15 protein-coding genes are annotated in these 17,411 nt (G+C 70.4%); 8 read left to right on the forward strand and 7 right to left on the reverse strand.

Going from position 1 to position 17,411, the window contains the following annotated elements; all coding sequences use genetic code 11:
• Positions 1–902: LysR substrate-binding domain-containing protein (locus P3L51_RS17780; protein WP_435594476.1), on the reverse strand; the 902-nt coding region annotated here is incomplete at its 3' end.
• Between the two features lie 192 nt (positions 903–1,094).
• Between P3L51_RS17780 and P3L51_RS17785 the strand changes: the two genes are divergently transcribed.
• The gene (locus P3L51_RS17785; RefSeq protein WP_354606224.1) at positions 1,095–2,180 is read left to right on the forward strand and encodes a bile acid:sodium symporter family protein; all 1,086 of its coding nucleotides are present in this window, start codon (positions 1,095–1,097) and stop codon (positions 2,178–2,180) included.
• A 263-nt stretch (positions 2,181–2,443) separates the two neighbouring features.
• Here P3L51_RS17785 and fdhD read toward each other — a convergent pair whose 3' ends face one another.
• The 5 genes from fdhD to P3L51_RS17810 all read right to left on the reverse strand — a co-directional run bounded on the left by fdhD (position 2,444) and on the right by P3L51_RS17810 (position 9,405).
• On the reverse strand, positions 2,444–3,283 hold the full coding sequence (gene fdhD / locus P3L51_RS17790) for a formate dehydrogenase accessory sulfurtransferase FdhD (protein ID WP_354606225.1): 840 nt from the start codon (positions 3,281–3,283) through the stop codon (positions 2,444–2,446).
• Between the two features lie 72 nt (positions 3,284–3,355).
• Positions 3,356–4,213, reverse strand: coding sequence for a 2Fe-2S iron-sulfur cluster-binding protein (locus tag P3L51_RS17795; RefSeq protein WP_354606226.1), 858 nt, complete (start codon positions 4,211–4,213; stop codon positions 3,356–3,358).
• On the reverse strand, positions 4,210–6,261 hold the full coding sequence (locus P3L51_RS17800; protein ID WP_354606227.1) for an NAD(P)H-dependent oxidoreductase subunit E: 2,052 nt from the start codon (positions 6,259–6,261) through the stop codon (positions 4,210–4,212). The genes P3L51_RS17795 and P3L51_RS17800 overlap by 4 nt, the downstream gene beginning before the upstream one ends.
• 6 nt (positions 6,262–6,267) lie before the next feature.
• A complete protein-coding gene (locus P3L51_RS17805) occupies positions 6,268–8,226 on the reverse strand; it encodes a molybdopterin oxidoreductase family protein (RefSeq protein ID WP_435594474.1) in 1,959 nt (652 codons plus the stop codon).
• A 207-nt stretch (positions 8,227–8,433) separates the two neighbouring features.
• Positions 8,434–9,405 carry a 2-dehydropantoate 2-reductase gene (locus P3L51_RS17810; RefSeq protein WP_354606229.1) on the reverse strand — a complete coding sequence of 324 codons (972 nt, stop codon included), beginning with the start codon at positions 9,403–9,405 and terminating at the stop codon, positions 8,434–8,436.
• A gap of 196 nt (positions 9,406–9,601) precedes the next feature.
• Here P3L51_RS17810 and P3L51_RS17815 point away from each other — a divergent pair, with 196 nt between their 5' ends.
• The 5 genes from P3L51_RS17815 to P3L51_RS17830 all read left to right on the forward strand — a co-directional run bounded on the left by P3L51_RS17815 (position 9,602) and on the right by P3L51_RS17830 (position 14,508).
• Positions 9,602–11,041 (forward strand): L-lactate MFS transporter, encoded by a 1,440-nt coding sequence (locus P3L51_RS17815; RefSeq protein ID WP_354606230.1) that lies wholly within the window; start codon positions 9,602–9,604, stop codon positions 11,039–11,041.
• Complete coding sequence (locus tag P3L51_RS36000; RefSeq protein ID WP_435594475.1) at positions 11,004–11,150, forward strand: MFS transporter small subunit; 147 nt, start codon at positions 11,004–11,006, stop codon at positions 11,148–11,150. Before P3L51_RS17815 ends, P3L51_RS36000 begins: the two co-directional genes overlap by 38 nt.
• A gap of 153 nt (positions 11,151–11,303) precedes the next feature.
• The gene (locus tag P3L51_RS17820) at positions 11,304–12,251 is read left to right on the forward strand and encodes a beta-ketoacyl-ACP synthase III (protein ID WP_354606231.1); all 948 of its coding nucleotides are present in this window, start codon (positions 11,304–11,306) and stop codon (positions 12,249–12,251) included.
• A 94-nt stretch (positions 12,252–12,345) separates the two neighbouring features.
• Positions 12,346–13,029: a GntR family transcriptional regulator gene (locus P3L51_RS17825; RefSeq protein ID WP_354606232.1), complete on the forward strand. Its 684-nt coding sequence runs from the start codon at positions 12,346–12,348 to the stop codon at positions 13,027–13,029.
• 297 nt (positions 13,030–13,326) lie between these two features.
• Positions 13,327–14,508 carry an ROK family transcriptional regulator gene (locus tag P3L51_RS17830; protein ID WP_354606233.1) on the forward strand — a complete coding sequence of 394 codons (1,182 nt, stop codon included), beginning with the start codon at positions 13,327–13,329 and terminating at the stop codon, positions 14,506–14,508.
• An 89-nt stretch (positions 14,509–14,597) separates the two neighbouring features.
• On the opposite strand, the gene P3L51_RS17835 is transcribed toward P3L51_RS17830, so the two are convergent.
• Complete coding sequence (locus P3L51_RS17835; RefSeq protein WP_354606234.1) at positions 14,598–14,729, reverse strand: hypothetical protein; 132 nt, start codon at positions 14,727–14,729, stop codon at positions 14,598–14,600.
• Between the two features lie 67 nt (positions 14,730–14,796).
• Between P3L51_RS17835 and P3L51_RS17840 the strand changes: the two genes are divergently transcribed.
• The gene (locus P3L51_RS17840; protein WP_354606235.1) at positions 14,797–16,329 is read left to right on the forward strand and encodes a sugar ABC transporter ATP-binding protein; all 1,533 of its coding nucleotides are present in this window, start codon (positions 14,797–14,799) and stop codon (positions 16,327–16,329) included.
• Positions 16,326–17,399 (forward strand): ABC transporter permease, encoded by a 1,074-nt coding sequence (locus tag P3L51_RS17845; RefSeq protein WP_354606236.1) that lies wholly within the window; start codon positions 16,326–16,328, stop codon positions 17,397–17,399. Before P3L51_RS17840 ends, P3L51_RS17845 begins: the two co-directional genes overlap by 4 nt.
• The last annotated feature ends 12 nt before the right edge of the window (positions 17,400–17,411 follow it).

The following is a 17,411-nucleotide window of genomic DNA, read 5'->3' on the forward strand; positions in this document are numbered from 1 at the left end:
AGACGGTCGCCGCCGGCCAGGATGGCGTCGGCGAGCGCGTCGGCCGGGCTCCGGTCGGACGCTCCCGCGGTCCCGGCACGACGACCGCGCCCGCCCCGTTCCGCGTCCTGGCGTCCGTGCCCGTGCAGCAGGACGAAGTCCACGTCGCCCAGCTCCGGCAGCGCCGCGCGGGCCGGCACCGGCACCAGGCCCGGCGGGATCAGGCCCCGGCTGTGCGCCATCACGCCGAGCCCCGCGCGGGCCGCCGCGATCAGTCCGCTCAGGCTCGCGCTCGTACAGGCGATGCGCCACGCGCGGCCGTCCGCCTCCAGGACCTCCAGCGCGCGGGCACGGGTGATGCCGGGCGCCGGGAACAGGATCAGCGGCACCGGCCGCTCGGGGTCGATCCGCAGACGCGGCGCCCCGATCCAGGTCAGCGTGGACTGCCACACCAGCTCGCCGTGCGTGTCACCGCCCCGGCGCTTGGCCAGCACCAGATCCAGCTCACCGGCCGCCAGTCGTTCGTGCAGCGTGCCGGAGAGTTCGACGGTCAGCTCCAGGTCGACCTCGGGATGGTCGGTACGGAAGGACTCCAGGATCTCGGGGAGCCGCGTCAGGACGAAGTCCTCGGAGGCGCCGAAGCGGAGCCTGCCGCGCAGCCGGGTCCCCGAGAAGTACGCCGCCGCGCGCTCGTGGGCCGCGAGGATCGTACGGGCGAAGCCGAGCATGGCCTCGCCGTCCTCGGTCAGCTCCACGCTGTGCGTGTCACGGGTGAAGAGCTGCCGGTCCCCGGCCGCGGCCTCCAGCCGCCGTACGTGCTGGCTGACCGTCGACTGCCGTACCTCCAGCCGCCGCGCGGCCTGCGTGAAACTCAGGGTCTGCGCCACGGCGAGGAAGGTGCGGAGCTGCGCGGGGTCGTACATGTCGTACATGCGGCACAGGGTAGTCCGGGTCATCGCGGAACGTGATGACAGTCAGAGCCGTATGCGGGATTCCCGATCAAGCCCGGAGCCTGGACGATGGAGAGCGCGCGATCCGTCCCGGAACACGGACAAGATCGGCGACACGTCCCCAGGTGTACCGGATCCAGAGCACAGCAAGAGCCAGTGGAGCACATGAACCGCCGCCGTACCTCGTCCCCCTCGTCCTCCTCCCCGCGCCGGCGGCTGCCGTCCTGGCTGCCCGTCGACCCGTACATCCTCGCCCTCCTCGGCACCGTCGCCCTCGCGGCACTGCTGCCCGCGTCCGGTACCGCTGCGGACGTCGCCGGCGGGGCGTCGACCGGCGCGGTCGCGCTTCTCTTCTTCCTCTACGGCGCCCGGCTCTCGACCCGCGAGGCGATGGACGGGCTCAAGAGCTGGCGGCTCCATCTGACCGTCCTGGCCTGCACGTTCCTGATCTTCCCGGTGCTCGGGCTGGCCGCGCGCGGGCTCGTGCCCTTCGTCCTGACGCCGGAGCTGTACAGCGGGCTGCTCTTCCTCTGCCTGGTGCCGTCGACGATCCAGTCGTCCATCGCCTTCACCTCCATGGCGCGCGGCAACGTGCCCGCGGCGATCTGCGCCGGGTCCTTCTCCAGCATCGCGGGCATCGTGGTGACGCCGCTGCTGGCCGCCCTCCTGCTCGGCGGAGGCGGCGGAGGCGGCGGAGGTGGCTTCTCGCCCGATTCGCTGCTGCGGATCGTGGCGCAGCTGCTGCTGCCGTTCGTGGCGGGGCAGTTGCTACGGCGCTGGGTCGGCGGCTTCCTCGCCCGGCACCGCACGCTGCTGGGCCGGGTGGACCGCGGATCGATCCTGCTGGTCGTCTACACGGCCTTCAGCCAGGGCATGGTCGCGGGAATCTGGCACCAGGTGACTCCGGGGCGGCTCGGTGCGCTGTTCGCTGTCGAGGTGGTGCTGCTCGCGGCGATGCTGACGGTCAGCTGGTACGGGGCGCGGCGCCTGGGCTTCGGCAGGGCGGACCGGGTGGCGATCCAGTTCGCCGGGTCGAAGAAGAGCCTCGCGGCCGGGCTGCCGATGGCGAGCGTGCTGTTCGGCGCGCAGGCCAGCCTGGCGGTCATGCCGCTGATGCTGTTCCACATGCTCCAGTTGGTGGTCTGCGCGATGATCGCGAAGCGCCGCTCACTCGACCCGCTGCCGGAGGAGCCGCGACCGGCTGAACCTCGCTCGGCCCAGCCCCGGGTCGGCCGAGCCGCCGCCGAGTGAGCCGGGCAGGACGGTAGGGCGCCAGGACGGCCGGGCGGGGGACCTGGCGAGTGAGCCGAAGGGGCGCGGCGGTGTCGAAAGGGAGAGCGCGCGCGGGCCCCGAGGAACGAGGGGCCGAGCACGGTCGACCGTCGACATCGACTCACGGCGCCCCGGAGGCGAACCGAGCCCCAGGAAGAAACTGGGGCAAGACCCGGCCGGCGCAGGGGGCGCTCCCCGCCGGCCGGGTCCCTATCCCGTGTATCCCGTGCAGCGGCAGCGCGTCACACCTCGCTGTGGAGGGCGATGCGGTCGTCGCCGGCATACACGTTCATGGAGGGGCCGCGGAGGAAGCCGACCAGGGTCAGCCCGGCCTCCGCGGCGAGGTCGACGGCGAGCGACGAGGGCGCGGAGACCGCCGCCAGGACCGGGATTCCGGCCATCACCGCCTTCTGGGCGAGTTCGAAGGACGCGCGGCCCGACACCAGCAGGATCACCCGTGACAGCGGCAGCAGCCCTTGCTGGAGCGCCCGTCCGACGAGCTTGTCGACCGCGTTGTGGCGGCCCACGTCCTCCCGGATGTCGAGAAGTTCGCCGTCCTCGGAGAACAGGGCCGCCGCGTGCAGACCCCCGGTCCGGTCGAAGACCTGCTGTGCCGCCCGCAACCGGTCGGGGAGGAGGGAGAGCAGAGCCGGTTCGACACGGACCGGGGGAGTGTCGGCGATCGGGAAGCGCGCGGTGGTGCGTACGGCGTCGAGGCTGGCCTTGCCGCAGAGGCCGCACGAGGACGTGGTGTAGACGTTGCGCTCCAGCGTGATGTCCGGCATCGGGACGCCGGGCGCGAGCTGGACGTCCACCACGTTGTACGTGTTCCCGCCGTCGTCCGTCGCCCCCGCGCAGTACACGATCGAGCGGACGTCCTCGGCCGAGCCGAGGACGCCCTCGCTGACCAGGAATCCGGCGGCGAGTGCGAAGTCGTCGCCGGGGGTGCGCATGGTGATGGCGAGCGGCTTGCCGTTCAGCCGGATCTCCATGGGCTCCTCGGCGACGAGGGTGTCGGGGCGGGTGGTGACGGCACCGTCCCTGATGCGGATGGTGCGGCGGCGCTCGGTGACCCGTCCCATGGTGATCCTCCCCGTTCCTCGCTCGTTCGGATTCTGCTCTGTCGCTGTCGTACCCGGTACCCGGTGGCGGTGCTAGTGCTGCTGTGCGTGCTGGTAGCCGAAGCGCCCCTTGATGCACAGGTTGCCGTGGGTCACCGGGTTGTCGTGCGGTGAGGTGACCTTGACGATCTCATTGTCCTGCACGTGCAGGGTGAGGTTGCAGCCCACACCGCAGTACGCGCAGATCGTCGTGGTCTCGGTCTGCGCGGATTCGTTCCAGGTCCCGGCCTCGCGCATGTCGAACTCCGACTTGAAGCTGAGGGCGCCCGTGGGGCAGACCTCGATGCAGTTGCCGCAGTAGACGCACGCCGATTCGGGGAGCGCCACGGCGTGCTCGGTGGAGATCCGGGCGTCGAAGCCGCGCCCGGCGACGGAGATGGCGAAGGTGTTCTGCCACTGGTCGCCGCACGCGTCGACGCACTTGTAACAGAGGATGCATTTGTCGAGGTCCCGGACGTAGAGATCGTTGTCGATCTTCGGTGTCTCGTTGACCCGGGCGGCGTCGGGGCCGAACCGGTCGGGCTTGGCCTCGTACTCCTTGATCCACTCGGCCGCGCGCGGTGTCGTGGACAGGTCGGTGGACGACGCGAGCAGCTCCAGGACGACCTTGCGGCTGGTCCTGGCGCGCTCGGAGTCGGTGAGGACCGTCATCCCGGCCTCCGCCCGGCGTGAGCAGGCCGGGGCCAGCGTACGGGCGCCCTCCACCTCCACGACGCACACGCGGCACGCGTTCTTCGGCGTGAGTGTGTCGCCCTCGCAGAGGGTCGGGATGTCCTTGCCCGCGGCCCGGCAGGCGTCCAGGATCGTGGAGCCCTCGGGGACCCGGGTCGGCTCGCCGTCGAGTGTGAACTCAAGCAGACGGCGCGGCAGTTGAAGAGGTATGACGGTCACTTGAAAGCCCCCAGACGGTCGATGGCGGACTCGACGGCGTTCCACGCGGTCTGTCCCAGACCGCAGATGGAGGCGTCGCGCATGGTCTGACCGACCTCGCGCAGCAGCGCGATGTCGTCGGACGCCTCGGCGCCCGTACGGTCCTTGATGCGGTGCAGCGCCTCTTCCTGGCGGACGGTGCCGACCCGGCAGGGCACGCACTGACCGCAGGACTCGTCGCGGAAGAACTCGGCGATGCGCAGCAGTGTCCGGGGCAGGCCGACGGTGCCGTCCATGACCAGGATCACGCCGGAGCCGAGGGTGGTGCCGGCGGCCCTGGTGCCCTCGAAGGTGAGCGGGATGTCCCGCTCGTCGGGCCGTACGAAACCGCCCGCGGCGCCGCCGAGCAGGATGGCCCTGATCTCGGTCGGCGTGCCCGCGAGGTCGAGGAGTTCGCCGAGCGTGGCGCCGAACGGCAGCTCGTAGATGCCGGGCCGCTCGACGTTGCCCGAGACGCAGAAGAGTTTCGGTCCGGTGGAGTTCTCGGTGCCGATCGCCGCGTACGCCTCGGCGCCCATCGTCAGGATGGGCAGCACGTTGATCAGCGTCTCGACGTTGTTGGCGGCCGTCGGCTTGCCGAACAGGCCCTTCTCCACCGGGAACGGCGGCTTGGAGCGCGGTTCGCCGCGGAAGCCCTCGATCGAGTTGAAGAGGGCCGTCTCCTCGCCGCAGATGTAGGCGCCGGCGCCCCGGCGGATCTCGATGTCGAAGGCGTAGCCCTGGCCGAGGACGTCGTCCCCGAGGAAGCCGCGGAGGCGGGCCTGGGTGAGGGCGTTCTCCAGACGGTGCAGGGCGCGCGGGTACTCGCCGCGCAGATAGAGGTAGCCGACGTGGGCGCCGGTGGCGTAACCGGCGATGGTCATGGCCTCGATCAGGGCGAACGGGTCGCCCTCCATGATCACCCGGTCCTTGAAGGTGCCGGGCTCGGATTCGTCGGCGTTGCAGACCAGATAGTGCGTCCGCTCGGGCTGGGACGCGGTGGCCTGCCACTTGCGCCCGGTGGGGAAGGCGGCGCCGCCGCGGCCGAGCAGTCCGGCGTCGGTGACCTCGCGGATCACTCCGGCCGGCCCGATGTCGAACGCCCGCCGCAGGGCGCCGTATCCGCCGTGGGAACGGTAGTCGTCGATGCTGTACGGGTCGACGACGCCGACCCGTTGGAGCAGCAGCAGTCCCTCCTGACCGGCCTGGGGTACGGCCATGGCGGCGGAGGGCTCCTCGGGGGCTTCCCGCGGAGCCGTGGCGGCGTCGACCAGCGCGTCGGCGGTGGCCGGTGCGATGACGGCGAACGCCTGCCGCCGGGGGGCGGGTTCGGCCGACGGACCGTTGACGGGCCTGCGCAGGGGAGTGACCACCGCGCCGGTCGGGGCGGGAGCAGCCCGGAGGGGGGTGACTTCGCCGCCCCCGTCCGCCCCGTCCGCCTCGTCCGGCCGGGCCCGGTCATTCGCCGACGCCGAGGCACCGACGCCCTTGAGCCGGGGGTCCCGCTGCGCGGGCACCGTGTCGGACGGGGTGCCCGCCTGCAACACCAGTGCCGCCGGGGCCCGTTCGCACAGCCCCAGACACGGGCTCGACTGCCAGGCGAACCCCTCGGCCACCGCGCCCGCCGCGCCGACGCGTTCCTCCAGATCCGCGCAGACCTCTCCGGAACCCTTCGCCGCGCACGCCAGGTCGGTGCAGACGTGCAGCACCTTGGCGGGCCGGGGCTTGAGCGCGAACATCGCGTAGAACGTCGCCACGCCGTACGCCTCCGCCGGCGGCACCGTGAGCCGCCGGCACAGATAGGCGAGCGCGCCTTCGCTGATCCAGCCGACGCGGTCGTTGACGGCGTGCAGCCCCGGCAACAGCAGATCGCGCCGTTCGCGTGCCTCGCGACCACCACGGGCCCAGCGCAGATCCGTGTCCGAACGGTCCTCCGCGCCTTCCCACGCCGACGTGGCGGGGCCGAGCAGCGAGTCGACCGCCGCCCGTTCCTCGTCCGTCGGTTTGCTGTCACCGAAGTGCAGGTCCACTGATTCTCAGCTCCTCGCCGCTGTCGCGGACATCTCTGTCACGTATCCGGGCAACTTCTCGATCCGGATGGCCGAGGCCTTGAACTCGGCGGTGCCGGCGATCGGGCAGTTCGCCTCGATCGTCAGCTGGTTGGTGTCCACCTCGTCCGGGAAATGCATGGTCATGAAGGCCAGTCCGGGACGGAGCCCGGGGTCGATCCACACCGGCGCCCGCACCGTGCCGCGCCGTGAGGAGATCTGGACCTCCTCACCGACCTCGACCCCATACGCTTCCGCGTCCTCCGGGCACAGCTCCAGATACTCGCCGCGGCGCAGCGGGGAGGCGTAACTCCCGCTCTGTACACCGGTGTTGTACGAGTCGAGCCGCCGCCCAGTGGTGAGCCTGATCGGATACTGATCATCCGTCAGATCCACCGGTGGATCGTGCTTCACGATGCCGAACGGGGCGAGCGTGCCGCGCCTGGCGGGGTCCGCGTCCCACAACCTGCCGTGCAGATAGGTGGGTTCGAGCCGCTCGGTGTCGGGGCACGGCCACTGGATGCCCTGGTGCTCGGCCAGCCGGTCGTACGTCATCCCGAAGTGGTCCGGCGACAGGGCGCGCAGCTCGTTCCAGACGGTCTCGGCGTCCGCGAACTTCCACGGGTGCCCGAGCCGGCCGGCCAGGTCGCAGATGATGTCGATGTCCTCGCGCGCCTCGCCCGGCGGGTCGAGCGCCTTGCGTACGCGCTGGACCCGGCGCTCGCTGTTCGTGGTGGTGCCGTCGGTCTCGCACCAGGCGGCGGTGGCGGGCAGGACCACGTCCGCCAACTCGGCCGTTTTCGTGAGGAAGATGTCCTGCACCACGAGGAAGTCGAGCGCCTTCAGCCGGGTCACGGCCTGCTCGCTGTCGGCCTCGGACTGCGCCGGGTTCTCGCCGATGCAGTAGACGGCCCTCAGATCGCCGGTCTCCATCGCCTCGAACATGTCGGTCAGGTTGAGGCCGTAGCGGGGCTGGATCACGGTGTCCCACGCGGTCTCGAACTTCCGCCGCACATCCGGTTCGAGGATGTCCTGGAAGCCCGGCAGCCGGTTGGGGATGGCCCCCATGTCGCCGCCGCCCTGCACGTTGTTCTGCCCGCGCAGGGGCTGGACCCCGGAGCCGAACCGTCCGACGTGCCCGGTGAGCAGCGAGAGATTGATCAGCGCCCGGACATTGTCGGTGCCGTTGTGGTGCTCGGTGATACCGAGCGTCCAGCACAACTGGGCGCGCTCGGCACGGGCGTAGGCGTGGGCGAGGTCGCGGATCGCCGCGGCGGGCACGCCCGTCACCTTCTCGGCGACCGTGAGCGTCCACGGCTCGACCTCGGCCGCGTACTCGTCGAAGCCGGTGGTGGCCTGCTCGACGAACGCCTTGTTGTGCAGGCCGGCGTGGATGATCTCGCGGCCCACGGCGTGGGCGAGCGGGATGTCCGTACCGACGTTGAGCCCCATCCAGCTCTCGGCCCACTCGGCGGTGCTGGTGCGCCGGGGGTCGACGGCGTACATCCGCGCGCCGTTCCTGATGCCCTTGAGGACGTGCTGGAAGAAGATCGGGTGCGCGAAGCGGGCGTTGGAGCCCCACATCACGATCAGATCCGTGTGCTCGACCTCCCCGTACGAGGAGGTGCCACCGCCGGATCCGAAGGCCGCGGAGAGACCGGCGACGCTCGGGGCGTGACATGTCCTGTTGCAGGAGTCGACGTTGTTGGTGCCCATCACCACGCGCGCGAACTTCTGCGCGACGTAGTTCATCTCGTTGGTGGCCCGCGCGCACGAGAACATGCCGAACGCGCCGCGCGCGGCACCCAGCCCCTCGGCCGCCCGGTCCAGTGCTTCTTCCCAGGTCGCCCGGCGGAACGGGCCGCCCTTCTCGTCCCGCACCAGCGGGTGTTCGAGCCTGGCGTAGGTCTTCGGCGTGCGATCCCGCCTTCTTGCGCTGCTTTTCACGCTGCGCTCCCTCATGAGTCATGGCCTGTGGCCGCGCCATTGCATACAGTATCCCGATGAGCCGCGGGAAGCGGAAGCCTTGCGTAGGGGTTTTGTGTGGGGCCCGGGAGCGCCGGGTCCGCCGGGCGGGCCGGTTCGTCCCCGCTCGCCGGACGGGCTCGATCGAGCCCGTCCGGCGAGCGGGGACCGGTGCGACCGGCCGCGGACCTACGCGGCGACGCCCCGGGCCAGCAGGTCCGAGATCGCGTCGACCGTACGGAGCGTCGGCACCTCGATGTCGCACATCGCGGCGAGTTCGACGACGGCCGCGAGCAGCACGTCCAGCTCCATCGGCTTCCCCTTCTCCAGGTCCTGGAGCGTGGAGGTCCGGTGGTCCCCGACCCGTTCGGCGCCGGCCAGCCGGCGTTCGACGGAGATGTCGGGGTGGCAGCCGAGTGCCTCGGCCACCCGGAGCGTCTCGGTCATCATCAGCTCGATGACCTCCCGGGTGGTGCGGTGCAGACACATCTCCCGCATCGTGGCGCGGGTCAGCGCGCTGATCGGGTTGAAGGAGATGTTGCCGAGGAGCTTGATCCAGATCTCGTCGCGCAGTTCGGCCTCGACCGGACATTTGAGCCCGCCCGCCCGCATGGCCTCGCCGAACTCCTTGGTGCGCGGCGAGAGCGACCGGTCGGGTTCCCCGATGGAGAACCGGGTGCCTTCCAAGTGCCGTACGACGCCCGGCCCTTCCAGCTCCGTCGCCGCGTAGACCACACAGCCGATGGCGCGCTCCGGCGGCAGGACCGCGCTGACCGAGCCGCCGGGGTCGACGCTCTCGATGCGGCGGCCGTCGTGCGGGCCGCCGTGTTGGTGGAAGTACCACCAGGGAATGCCGTTCTGGGCGGCGATGACCGCCGTGTGGTCCTGGAGCAGAGGCGCGACGAGCGGCCCGCACGCCGCGTACGAATTCGCCTTGAGGCCCAGGAACACATAGTCGACCGGACCGATGTCGGCCGGCTGGTCGGTGGCGTGCACCCGCGCGGTCCAATCACCGCGCGGGCTGAACACCCGGACTCCGTGCTGCCTCATGGCCGCCAGGTGCGGTCCACGGGCGATGAGATGGACTTCGGCGCCTGCTCGATCGAGCGCGGCTCCGACATAGGCGCCGATGGCACCGGCGCCGACGACTGCGACTTTCACCGTGGGGCTCTCCGTTCGCTCTGAGGGTGTTGGGAGAAGCGCGGAATCAGCGAAAGGGACATACTTTGCCGACGATATATTGTCTACAGTATGGAATAACTGCCGACAAGGCTTCTGTCGTCGGCATACGGTCGACGTGAACCGACCGGTCAAAGATCTTCCCAAACGGTCCGGACGGTTCCTAGGCTTCGCGACCATGACCCCACCACTCGCCCCGGTCGGCTGGAGCCGCTGGCTGGTACCCCCCGCGGCGCTCTCCGTGCACCTCTCGATCGGGCAGGCCTACGCCTGGAGCGTGTTCAAGCCGCCGCTGGAATCCGCCCTCGGCCTCTCCGGCACCCAGAGCGCCCTGCCCTTCCAGCTCGGCATCGTGATGCTCGGCCTGTCCGCCGCCTTCGGCGGCACGCTCGTCGAACGCAACGGCCCACGCTGGGCGATGACCGTCGCTCTCATCTGTTTCTCGTCCGGCTTCCTGCTCTCCGCGCTCGGCGCCGCGACCGAGCAGTTCTGGCTGATCGTCTTCGGCTACGGCTTCGTCGGCGGCATCGGACTCGGCATCGGCTACATCTCGCCCGTCTCGACGCTGATCAAGTGGTTCCCCGACCGGCCCGGCATGGCGACCGGCATCGCGATCATGGGCTTCGGCGGCGGCGCGCTCATCGCGTCCCCGTGGTCCGCGCAGATGCTGGAGTCGTTCGGCTCCACGGACGACGGCATCGCCAAGGCCTTCCTCGTGCACGGCCTGGTCTACGCGGTCTTCATGCTGCTCGGCGTCCTGCTGATCCGCGTCCCGCGCCCCGACGCGGCGCCGAAGGCCGCGGTGGCGGCGCCCACGTCGGCCCTGATCACCACCGCCCAGGTCTCCGCCAGGTCGGCCGTGCGCACACCGCAGTTCTGGCTGCTGTGGATCGTCCTCTGTATGAACGTCACCGCGGGCATCGGCATCCTGGAGAAGGCCGCCCCGATGATCTCCGACTTCTTCGCCGACACCGACACGCCGGTCTCCGTGTCGGCCGCGGCCGGTTTCGTCGCGCTGCTGTCGGCGGCCAACATGGCGGGCCGGATCGGCTGGTCGTCCACCTCCGACGTGATCGGCCGGAAGAACACCTACCGCCTCTACCTGGGCGTGGGCGCCCTGATGTATCTGCTGATCGCGCAGTTCGGCGACACGTCCAAGCCGCTGTTCATCATCTGCGCGCTGGTGATCCTCTCCTTCTACGGAGGCGGCTTCGCGACCGTCCCCGCGTACCTCAAGGATCTGTTCGGCACCTACCAGGTGGGCGCGATCCACGGACGGCTGCTCACCGCCTGGTCGGCGGCCGGCGTCCTCGGCCCGCTCATCGTCAACCGGGTCGCCGACAGCCAGGAGGAGGCCGGCAAGAGCGGCCCCGGACTGTACGGACTCTCGCTGACCATCATGATCGGGCTGCTCGTCGTCGGCTTCGTGGCCAACGAGCTGGTCCGCCCCGTACATCCGCGCCACCATCTGCCGGACACCGCACCCGGCACCGCACCCGAGGTGCCTGAGTCCGAAGCGCCTGAGTCCGAAGCATCGAAGTCCGAAGCGCCGAAGTCCGAAGAACGGAAGGAGACCCCCGATGAGCACAGCACCGCAGAGCGGGAGCGCAGTGTCTGAGTCCCGGCGAACCGCGCTGATCGTCTTCGCGTGGCTCTGGGTAGGCGTCCCTCTCGCGTACGGTCTGTACGAACTGGTCCGAAAGGCCACTCAGCTGTTCACCGGGTGACTCCGGGTGACGGCTGGTGACCTCGGACGACACCGGATGATCCGGAGTCTCCAAGAGGAGGCGGGGAATCCTGTTGGGTCGCCTGCCCCCTTACTCGTGAGTCGCTGACGAGACTGGGGATCTCCTGACGTCGACCGAAGAGGGGGTCCGGGCATGACCGGCACTCGTATCGCCGCGCTCGGGCACTATCAGCCCGCCAAGGTGCTCACCAACGCCGACCTGGCGGGCATGGTCGACACCAGTGATGAATGGATCACGAGCCGTGTCGGTATCAAGACACGGCATGTGGCGGGGCCCGACGAGCCGGTGGACGAGCTGGCCGCGCACGCCGCGGCCAAGGCGCTCGCCGCGGCCGGCCTGACCCCCGCGGACATCGACCTCGTCCTGGTCGCCACGTCCACGGCGATCGACCGGTCGCCGAACATGGCCGCGCGGGTGGCCGCCCGGCTCTCCATGGGCTCGCCGGCCGTGATGGACCTCAACGTGGTCTGCGCCGGCTTCACCCACGCGCTCGCCACCGCCGACCACGCCGTACGGGCCGGTGCCGCGACCCGCGCGCTGGTCATCGGCGCGGACAAGATGGCCGACATCGCCGACTGGACCGACCGCTCGACCTGCGTCCTCCTCGGCGACGGCGCGGGCGCGGCGGTCGTCGAGGCGGTCCGGCCGGGCGAGGAGCCGGGCATCGGTCCGGTGCTCTGGGGCTCGGTGCCGGAGATGGGCAACGCCGTACGGATCGAGGGCACCCCGCCGCGCTTCGCACAGGAGGGCCAGTCCGTCTACCGCTGGGCCACCACCCAGCTCCCGCCGATCGCCCGCAAGGTCTGCGAACGCGCGGGCATCGCGCCCGAGGACCTGGCCGCCGTCGTACTGCACCAGGCCAACCTGCGGATCATCGAGCCGGTCGCCCAGAAGATCGGCGCGGTCAACGCGGTCATCGCGCGCGATGTCGTGGACTCCGGCAACACCTCGGCCGCGTCGATCCCGATGGCGCTGTCCAAGCTGGTGGAGCGCGGCGAGGTGGAATCGGGCGCTCCGGCGCTGCTTTTCGGCTTTGGCGGGAATCTCTCTTACGCCGGGCAGGTCATCCGCTGCCCCTGACCGCTACGGTTCTCGGTAGACTGTAGACGATAGCCAATCGTTGCTCTCTGTTGCCGAGGTCTTTGCCGTGGATCAGCCAGGATGGGGGACCGCAATGTTGTCCGCAGGACTGCCGCAGGGCTCAGTGCCCAAACTCGAACGCCCTGGCCCGCTGCGCGAGCGTGTCTACGAGGCTCTCCTCGAACTCATCACCGTCCGTCAACTCCGGCCCGGACAGCACCTGGTGGAGAGCGAGCTCGCCGGCCATCTCGGGGTCTCCCGCCAGCCCGTACGCGAAGCGCTGCAACGGCTGAACACCGAGGGCTGGGTCGATCTGCGGCCCGCACAGGGCGCGTTCGTCCACGAGCCGACCGAGGCGGAGGCGGACCAGCTGCTCTCGGTCCGTACGCTCCTGGAGGCCGAGGCGGCGAGGCTTGCGGCTGCGAATTCGGGCTCGGCGGGGATCGCGGCGCTGGAGGCACTCTGCGCCAAGGGCGAGCAGTCGGTGGCCGACGACGACGTGGACCTCACGGTCGCGACGAACGCGGCGTTCCACGCGAAGGTGATGGAACTGGCGGGGAACGTCGTCCTGGCGGAGCTGGCGGCGCAGGTGGACCGCCGGGTGCGCTGGTACTACACACCGGTGGCACGGCAGCGCGGCAAGCAGTCCTGGATCGAGCACCGGGCCCTGATCGCGGCGATCTCCGCACGGGACGAGCAGGCCGCCACGGAGGTCATGCGCACCCACACTGAGCAGACGCGCACCACGTACCACCACCGCGGGGACACCCAGGTCTGAGCCGGGTCCGACGTCCGCTCGGACACCCGCCCCGACACCCGGTCCGATGGATTCGCACGTGTGCGAATGAAGAGTGAGGCGCCCCCGACGGGTTACGGGGGCGCCTTTCGCGCGCCCGGTCCCCGTACACGGCCATCTGTCTTTGTCCTGACTGTGGAGAAAGTTAGGAGGGATTCCTGCTCAACTTCTTCCCACTCGGGTCAAGCGCTGCTACGTTCCCCTCGAAAGCCCGTCGAAACGACACCCGACGTAGCGACGCACACACAGCCGAGAGGCGGGGAGGGGCGCGTGAGACGTATGACCGCACGACCCGCGAACGCTCATCAGGCGCGACTGCTCCGGCTCTTGCGTGACGGTGGGCCCAACTCCCGCGCCCAGCTCGGCGATCAGGTCGACCTCTCCCGCTCCAAGCTCGCCGTCGAGGTCGACCGGCTGCTGGAGACCGGACTCGTCGTCGCCGACGGACTCGCCGCGTCGCGCGGCGGCCGTCGCTCCCACAACATCCGGCTCGCGCCCGCCCTGCGCTTCCTCGGCGTCGACATCGGCGCCACGTCCATCGACGTGGCCGTCACCAACGCCGAACTCGAAGTGCTCGGCCACGTCAACCACCCCATGGACGTCCGTGAGGGCCCGGTCGCCGTCTTCGAGCAGGTGCTCGCGATGGCCGCCAAGCTCAAGGCCTCCGGACTGGCCGACGGCTACGACGGCGCCGGCATCGGCGTCCCCGGCCCCGTCCGCTTCCCCGAAGGCGTACCGGTCGCGCCGCCGATCATGCCCGGCTGGGACGGCTTCCCCGTACGTGAGGCGCTCAGCCAGGATCTCGGCTGCCCCGTCATGGTCGACAACGACGTGAATCTGATGGCGATGGGCGAGCAGCACGCGGGCGTCGCACGCTCCGTGGGCGACTTCCTCTGCATCAAGATCGGCACCGGTATCGGCTGCGGCATAGTGGTCGGCGGCGAGGTCTACCGGGGTACGACCGGCAGCGCGGGCGACATCGGCCACATCCGGGTCGAGCCCGACGGACGCGCCTGCGTCTGCGGCAACAGAGGTTGCCTGGAAGCCCACTTCAGCGGTGCCGCGCTGGCCAGGGACGCCGAGGACGCCGCCCGTACGGGCCGTTCCGCCGAACTCGCCGCGCGCCTCGAAGCGGCCGGCCGGCTCACCGCAGCCGATGTCGCCGTGGCCGCCGCCGCCGGCGACCCCACCGCGCTCTACCTCATCCGCGAGGGCGGCAACCGGGTCGGCCAGGTCATCGCCGGACTCGTCAGCTTCTTCAACCCGGGCCTCGTCGTCATCGGCGGCGGGGTGACCGGACTCGGCCACACCCTGCTGGCCAGCGTCCGTACCCAGGTCTACCGCCAGTCACTGCCGCTGGCCACCGGCAACCTCCCCATCGTTCTGGGGGAGTTGGGGCCGACCGCCGGAGTCACCGGCGCGGCCCGCCTCATCAGCGACCACCTCTTCTCCCCGGCCTGACACCGGCACCCCGACGTCAGGCCGTACGGCACACGCTTCACCCCGTTCCACCGAAATAACAGCAAAAGACGCAACAAAAGCACCACCGGTCACGGCGTCACGCACCTCCTGACGCCACCTGCGCGAGCCGCATCACCCGCGAGCCGCACGTCCAGCACCAGCCGTACGTCCAGCACGAGCCGTACGTCCAGCACGAGCCGCACCATCCGCAGCAGCCGCACGTCCTGTTCCGCACGCCCGCACGCCCGCACGCCCGCTCACCGGCCGCATCCGCCGAGGGGATACGCCATGGCACCAGCACCACCCGAAGGCAACCTGCTCACCATGTCCGGCATCACCAAGCTGTTCCCGGGCGTCCGCGCCCTGGACGGCGTGGACCTGGAGGTCCAGGCAGGCGAAGTCCACTGTCTGCTCGGCCAGAACGGGGCCGGAAAGTCCACACTCATCAAGGTGCTCGCCGGCGCGCACCAGCCCGACGACGGTGTCATCACCTGGCGCGGCGAAGAGGTCCAGCTCAAGTCACCCATCGCGGCGATGAAGCTCGGCATCGCGACCATCTATCAGGAACTCGACCTGGTCGAGGGCCTGTCGGTCGCCGAGAACATCTTCCTCGGTCACGAGCCGACCTCCGCCGGCTTCATCGTCAAGGGTGGCGAGGCCAGGACCGCCGCCACCTCGCTGCTCGCCAGGCTCGGCCACCCCGAGATCCCCGCGGGCCGGCAGGTCGGTGAACTCTCCGCCGCGCACCAGCAGATCGTCTCCATGGCCCGCGCGCTCTCCCACGAGGTACGTCTCATCGTGATGGACGAGCCGTCGGCCGCGCTCGACCCGGACGAGGTCGACAACCTCTTCCGTATCGTCGACACCCTCACCGCCGACGGTGTCGCCGTCATCTACATCTCCCACCGTCTGGAGGAGATCCGCCGGATCGGCGACCGCGTGACCGTCATCAAGGACGGCCGCACCGTCGCCGTGGGTCTGCCCGCGAAGGAGACCCCCACCAGCGACGTCGTCTCCCTGATGACCGGCCGCGAGGTCGCGTACGTCTTCCCCGACCGCCCGGCGCTCGCGGACGCCCCGCGCGGCGAGCCAGTGCTGCGGACCGAAGGCCTGACCAGGGAAGGGGAGTTCGAACCCGTCGACCTCGAACTGCGGCCCGGCGAGATCGTCGGCCTCGCGGGTCTGGTCGGCTCGGGGCGCTCCGAGATCCTGGAGACCATCTTCGGCGCCCGCAAGCCCACCGGCGGCCGGGTCCTGGTCGACGGCAAGGAGCTGAAGCCCGGCAGCGTCCGCGCCGCCGTACGCGCCGGACTCGGCCTGGCGCCCGAGGAGCGCAAGGCCCAGGCCCTGCTGCTCATCCAGTCGGTCACCCGCAACGTGTCCGTGTCGTCCATGTCCCGGTTCTCCCGCGCCGGCTGGCTGGACAGCGCCGCCGAGCGCAAGGCCGCCAGGGCGGCGACCCAGGAACTGTCCCTGCGCCCCGACAACCCCGACGCGATCATCCGCACCCTGTCCGGCGGCAACCAGCAGAAGGCGGTCCTCGCCCGCTGGCTGCTCCGCGGCTGCCGGGTGCTGCTCCTCGACGAGCCCACCCGCGGTGTGGACGTCGGCGCCCGGGCCGAGCTCTACTCCGTGATCCGCCGGCTGGCCGACGACGGCCTAGCCGTACTTCTCGTCTCCAGCGAGGTCCCCGAGGTCCTTGGCCTCGCCGACCGGGTGCTGGTGCTCCGGGAGGGCCGTGTCGTCCATACGTCACCGGCCCAGGAGCTGGACGAGCACCGTGTACTCGACCTTGTGATGGAAGGGAGTCCGACGCCATGAAACAGCCTGCCTCTGAGGCGCGACAGGGCGGGCCCGACGCGGCCCCCGCCGCCGACGCCGTACCCGTACCGCTGACCAAGCCCGCCGGGAAGACACCGGGAGGCTCCGGGGGACGGCCGCCGCTCGGGCTGCGTCTCGATTTCCGTACCCTCTCGCTGCTCGGCGTGCTCGCCGCCCTGATAGTCGTCGGCGGTATCACCAAGCCCGAACAGTTCCTGGACACCAGCAACCTTCAACTGGTCCTGACCCAGGCGTCGATCATCGGTGTCGTCACCGTCGGTATGACCTTCGTCATCACCAGCGGCGGTATCGACCTGTCGGTCGGCGCGATCGTGGCCCTGGCCTCGGTGTGGGCGACGACGCTGGCGACCCAGGAGTACGGCTTCGCCGGCATCCTGTTCACCGCGATCATCGTGGGTCTGGCCTGTGGCCTGGTCAACGGTGTGCTGATCGCCTACGGCGGCATGGCGCCGTTCATCGCGACTCTCGCGATCATGGCGTCCGCCCGTGGTCTGGCCCTCCAGATCACCGACGGCAACACGCAGATCGTCACCCTGAAGTCGGTGCTCGACCTCGGCGCCCGGGACTCGTACATCCTCGGGATCCCGCCGCTCGTCATCATCTTCGCGCTGGTGACGGTGGTCGGCTGGCTGCTGCTGAACCGTACGACCTTCGGCCGCCGCACGATCGCGGTCGGCGGCAACGCGGAGGCGACCCGGCTCGCCGGTATCGACGTCCGCAGGCAGCGGCTGTATCTGTACCTGTTCTCCGGACTGTGCTGCGGTATCGCGGCCTTCATGCTGATCGTGCTCTCCGGCTCCGGACAGAACACGAACGGAAACCTCTACGAGCTCGACGCCATCGCGGCGGCGATCATCGGCGGCACCCTGCTCAGCGGTGGCCGCGGCACGATCGTCGGCTCCGTGCTCGGTGTCCTGATCTTCACCACCATCACCAACATCTTCGCGCTCAACAACCTGCAGAGCGACGTCCAGCAGATCGCCAAGGGCGCGATCATCGTCGCCGCCGTACTGGTCCAGCGCCGCACGGCGCGCAACGGCGAGGCCTGACCCCGCAACCCG

Origin of the sequence: Streptomyces panacea, from assembly GCF_040560175.1 — a bacterium.
Taxonomy (GTDB): domain Bacteria; phylum Actinomycetota; class Actinomycetes; order Streptomycetales; family Streptomycetaceae; genus Streptomyces; species Streptomyces panacea.